Consider the following 4,492-nt stretch of genomic DNA (forward strand, 5'->3'; position numbering starts at 1 on the left):
ACTGGCGCCTGCACCGCGAGCAGAAATCCGGGCGGGTCTATTACGCGTTGTGGCAACGCATGGCAGTTAACTGAAAGTATTGAAGAACCCTGTGGCGCGGGAGCTGGCTCCCTCGCCACAAAAGGTGTGTGCCCTCTGGAAACTGAACGCTTCACCCCGGCCTTCGGCCTCGGCAATCCGCACCTGCAAACCTTGTGGGGGCCGCTGTGGCGCAAAACCGTGCATATCGAACGCGAGCGCGAACGCTTATGGCTTGAGGACGGCGACTTTCTCGACCTCGACTGGCATGGCCCGCACAGTGCCGAGGCACCCTTGGTGCTGGTGCTGCATGGGCTGACCGGCTCCTCCAATTCACCTTACGTCGCAGGCATTCAGAAGGCGTTGGCCGATCAAGGCTGGGCCAGTGTCGCGCTGAACTGGCGTGGCTGCTCGGGCGAACCGAATCTGTTGCCGCGCAGTTACCACTCCGGCGCCAGCGAAGACCTTGCCGAAGCCATCAGACACCTGCGCGCCAAACGGCCGCTGGCGCCGCTGTATGCAGTCGGTTATTCGCTCGGCGGCAACGTGCTGCTCAAGCATCTGGGAGAAACCGGCAGCGACAGCGGCGTACTCGGTGCGGTCGCCGTGTCGGTGCCGTTTCGTCTCGATCAATGCGCCGACCGCATCGGCCAGGGCTTTTCCAGGGTCTATCAGGCGCACTTCATGCGCGAGATGGTCGCCTACATCAAGAACAAGCAACGGCAATTCCAGCATGACGGACGCGAGGATGGCCTCGCCGCGCTGGCCGCCCTCGGCTCGCTGGAAAACATGCGTACCTTCTGGGATTTCGATGGCCGGGTGACCGCGCCACTGCACGGTTTTACCGACGCCGAGGATTACTATCGCCGCGCCTCGAGCCGCTATTTCCTCGGTGAAGTCCGCACGCCGACCCTGATCATTCAGGCCGCCGACGATCCGTTTGTCTTCCCCCACAGCCTGCCTTCGGCGCAGGAGCTGTCCGCCACCACGCAATTCGAACTGCAGGCCAAGGGCGGGCATGTCGGCTTTGTCGATGGCACGTTCCGTCAGCCCGGTTACTACCTGGAACGGCGTATCCCGCAATGGCTGGCCCGTGTGACGCCATGAACGAGACGGGCGAATCGATCCGTTTCTGGCAAACCGCGCCATTGGCCGGGGTCGAACTGTTATCGGCGCGCTACATCGACCATCGCTTCGCCCCCCACGTCCACGACGGCTACGTGATCGGCATGATCATGGCCGGCGCCCAGCGCTACCGGTATCGCGGTGCCGAACACCTGGCCGGCAGCGGCACGCTGGTGCTGATCAACCCGGATGAGTTGCACACCGGTCACAAAGGCACCGAGGACGGCTGGCTGTACCGGGCGTTTTATCCCGATACCGGGCAGATCGTTTCGTTGCTTGAAGAGCTGGAACTGCCGACCGCACCGATGCCGGCCTTCGGCGCGACGCTGTACCGCGACCCGGATCTGGTCAACGGTTTCTGCCAGTTGCACCGTTTGCTGGAAAGCCCCGCCACCGCCCTGCAACAGCAGACGGTGTGGCGCGAGATGATGCTGCTGCTGTTGCAGCGCCACGCGGCGGTGCAGATCAGCGGCAAACCGGGCAAGGAACATCGCGCGGTGGTGCTGGCCAAGGAGCTGCTGCATGCGCAACTGGCTGCACCGCCGTCGCTGGAGGAACTGGCTGCGGCGGTCAATCTGTCGCCGTTCCATTTTGCCCGGGTGTTCCGCCGCGCCACGGGCATGCCGCCGCACACCTGGTTGATGCAACAACGCATCGCCACAGCGCGCGGCCTGTTGCAGAGCGGCTGTCTGCCGGTGGAAGTTGCCATGCAACTGGGGTTTGCCGATCAGAGCCATCTGAGTCGGCAGTTCAAGCAGGTGTACGGCGTGGGGCCAGCGGCGTATCGCAGTGCCAGACAAATACCATCAAACACCGAACAACCGCTGTAGGCGTGAGCCTGCCGGGAGAACCTCGTGGGGATCACTCGCCGGTGGCGATGCCTCGGGAAGGCTCGTTGATCCACTCGCTCCACGACCCGGCGTACAACGAAGCCAACGGATACCCCGCCAGGCACAACGCAAACAGGTTGTGACACGCCGTCACCCCGGACCCGCAATACGCCACCAGAGCCGCGGGCGAGCGATCGCCGAGTTTGGCGGCAAACCGCTGCTTGAGCTGGTCCGCCGGCAGGAAACGCCCGTCGCTGCCAAGGTTCTCGGTAAACGCCGCACATTGCGCACCGGGAATGTGCCCGGCAATCGGGTCGATCGGCTCCACTTCCCCTTTGAAACGCGGCAAGGCCCGCGCATCCAGCAGCGTCAGCGCCGGCTGGCCGAGACGCTGCTGCAATTGTTCGGCGCTGAGCAGCAAGCCCATGTCCGCCTGACCGCTAAAATGGCCACGGCTGTTCGCCGGTGCATCCAGGCTCAGCGGTAACCCCGCACCGTGCCAGGCCTTGAGTCCGCCATCGAGGATGAACACACCCTCGCGCTTGCCCAGCCACGCCAGCAACCACCACGCCCGCGCCGCGTAGGCACCGGGACCGTCGTCATAGAGCACCACATCGCTGTCGGCATTGATGCCCCACGCTTGCAGTCGCTCGATCAATGCCGCCGGCTCAGGCAGCGGATGACGTCCGGTCACGCCCTTGACCACAGGCCCGCTGAGGTCACGTTCCAGGTCGGCGAAATGCGCGCCGGCAATGTGCCCTTCGGCGTAGCTGCGCTGACCGTAATCCGGGTCTTCGAGGGCAAAACGACAATCGAGAATCACCAGCCCCGGCTGCTCCTTGCGGGCATCCAGTGCGACGGGGCTGATCAGTTGCGCAATCGGCATGACGGACTCCTGTGGGATGTCGGCGATACGGTTTACTTCACGTCTTCGAGGGCCTGGGCCAGCGGCACGTAGAACTCCTCGAACAATGCGTTGACCTGCTCGCGCGCCTGATCGGTGACGAACCCGGCTTCCAGCACCAGCACCTGATACACGCCGCGCTTGACGGCCTGTTCGCTGAGGTGATTGGAGTTTTCCCGGGTGGTGCACAGGAAGCGCACCCACGACGTCAGGATGATCCACGCATTGAGGGTCAGGGATTCGATCTGCACGCGGTCCATTTTCAGGATCCCGGCCGCGACAAAACCTTCGTAAATGGCGGCGCCCTGAATCACGCAGCGCTGGGAAAAGCGCCGATAACGGGCCGCCAACTCCGCGTCGCTGTCGAGCAGGTGCTCGAGATCGCGATGCAGAAAACGGTAACGCCACATCGCCGACAGCAATTCCTTGAGATAGAAACGCTTGTCTTCCACCGTCGCGGCGCGGCCCTGCGGCGGGCGCAGAAAGCTGTCGACCAGGGCTTCGTACTCACTGAACAGCACGGCGATGATCGCCTGCTTGTTGGGGAAGTGGTAGTACAGATTGCCCGGAGAAATCTCCATGTGGGCCGCAATGTGGTTGGTGCTGACGCTGCGCTCGCCCTGCTGATTGAACAGCTCCAGGCTGTTCTGCACGATGCGCTCGCTGGTTTTTATTCGTGGGGCCATGGCTTGAGCTTTAATTCAGAGTGCGGTGACAGGCATCTTACGACCTATCCGGAGCGGGATAAAACAAAGCTGCGCAAGGAAGTCATTTGACTTTCTAGAGCATAGACTCTAGAAAGTCCTCACGATAATAAAACCGGAGCCTTCAATGACTGCCGATATTGCTTACCTGCAAACCTTGCAAGAGCCACTTGAAGCGCTCGACCGGTTGTTCGCCGCGCAACGTGCCGCCTACGCCGCCAACCCGATGCCCCCCGCCACGCAACGCCAGCAATGGCTGAAGAGCTTGCGCGATTTGCTCAGCAGCGAACGTCAGGCCCTGATCGACGCCATCAGCACCGATTTCAGCCATCGCAGCGCCGATGAAACCTTGCTCGCCGAGCTGATGCCGAGCCTGCATGGCATTCATTACGCCAGCCGCAACCTCAAAGGCTGGATGAAGGCCTCGCGGCGCAAGGTCGGCATGGCGTTCCAACCGGCTTCGGCGAAAGTGGTGTACCAGCCGCTCGGCGTCGTCGGTGTCATCGTGCCGTGGAACTACCCGCTTTATCTGGCCATCGGCCCGCTGGTCGGCGCGTTGGCGGCGGGCAACCGGGTGATGCTCAAACTCAGCGAATCAACCCCGGCGACCGGGCAATTGCTCAAGCAACTGTTCGCCCGCGTATTCCCTGAAGACCTGGTCTGCGTGGTGCTCGGAGAGGCGGACGTCGGCGTGGCATTTTCCCGGTTGCGCTTCGATCACTTGCTGTTCACTGGCGCCACCAGCATTGGCAAGCACGTGATGCGCGCCGCTGCCGAAAACCTCACGCCGGTCACTCTGGAACTGGGCGGCAAATCGCCGGCCATCGTCTCCCACGACGTACCGCTCAAGGACGCCGCCGAACGCATCGCCTTCGGTAAAACCCTGAATGCCGGGCAGACCTGCGTCGCAC

General features: G+C 62.8%; 4 protein-coding genes and 2 pseudogenes. 4 read left to right on the forward strand and 2 right to left on the reverse strand.

Going from position 1 to position 4,492, the window contains the following annotated elements:
* From rsmD to DBR24_RS10400, 3 genes and pseudogenes are all read left to right on the forward strand, one after another.
* Positions 1–74, forward strand: a pseudogene (gene rsmD, locus DBR24_RS31915) (16S rRNA (guanine(966)-N(2))-methyltransferase RsmD); the annotation flags it as partial.
* A gap of 52 nt (positions 75–126) precedes the next feature.
* Entirely contained in the window at positions 127–1,125 is a 999-nt protein-coding gene (locus DBR24_RS10395; RefSeq protein ID WP_128614684.1) for a hydrolase, read from the forward strand.
* Positions 1,122–1,973 carry an AraC family transcriptional regulator gene (locus DBR24_RS10400; protein WP_128614685.1) on the forward strand — a complete coding sequence of 284 codons (852 nt, stop codon included), beginning with the start codon at positions 1,122–1,124 and terminating at the stop codon, positions 1,971–1,973. Before DBR24_RS10395 ends, DBR24_RS10400 begins: the two co-directional genes overlap by 4 nt.
* A gap of 31 nt (positions 1,974–2,004) precedes the next feature.
* Here DBR24_RS10400 and DBR24_RS10405 read toward each other — a convergent pair whose 3' ends face one another.
* Both DBR24_RS10405 and DBR24_RS10410 read right to left on the reverse strand, forming a co-directional pair.
* On the reverse strand, positions 2,005–2,859 hold the full coding sequence (locus tag DBR24_RS10405; RefSeq protein WP_128614686.1) for a sulfurtransferase: 855 nt from the start codon (positions 2,857–2,859) through the stop codon (positions 2,005–2,007).
* 32 nt (positions 2,860–2,891) lie between these two features.
* Entirely contained in the window at positions 2,892–3,563 is a 672-nt protein-coding gene (locus DBR24_RS10410) for a TetR/AcrR family transcriptional regulator (protein ID WP_123469587.1), read from the reverse strand.
* 205 nt (positions 3,564–3,768) lie between these two features.
* Here DBR24_RS10410 and DBR24_RS31920 point away from each other — a divergent pair.
* Positions 3,769–4,492 (forward strand): annotated as a pseudogene (locus tag DBR24_RS31920) (aldehyde dehydrogenase family protein); the annotation flags it as partial.

It is taken from the genome of Pseudomonas sp. HMWF006 (genome assembly GCF_003061205.1).
GTDB lineage: Bacteria > Pseudomonadota > Gammaproteobacteria > Pseudomonadales > Pseudomonadaceae > Aquipseudomonas > Aquipseudomonas monsensis.

Bases quoted from the DNA above. Each gene is read 5' to 3' on its own strand.
- DBR24_RS10400 (WP_128614685.1), top strand. From the start codon at position 1,122: ATGAACGAGACGGGCGAATCGATCCGTTTCTGGCAAACCGCGCCATTG.
- DBR24_RS10405 (WP_128614686.1), bottom strand. From the start codon at position 2,859: ATGCCGATTGCGCAACTGATCAGCCCCGTCGCACTGGATGCCCGCAAG.
- DBR24_RS10410 (WP_123469587.1), bottom strand. From the start codon at position 3,563: ATGGCCCCACGAATAAAAACCAGCGAGCGCATCGTGCAGAACAGCCTG.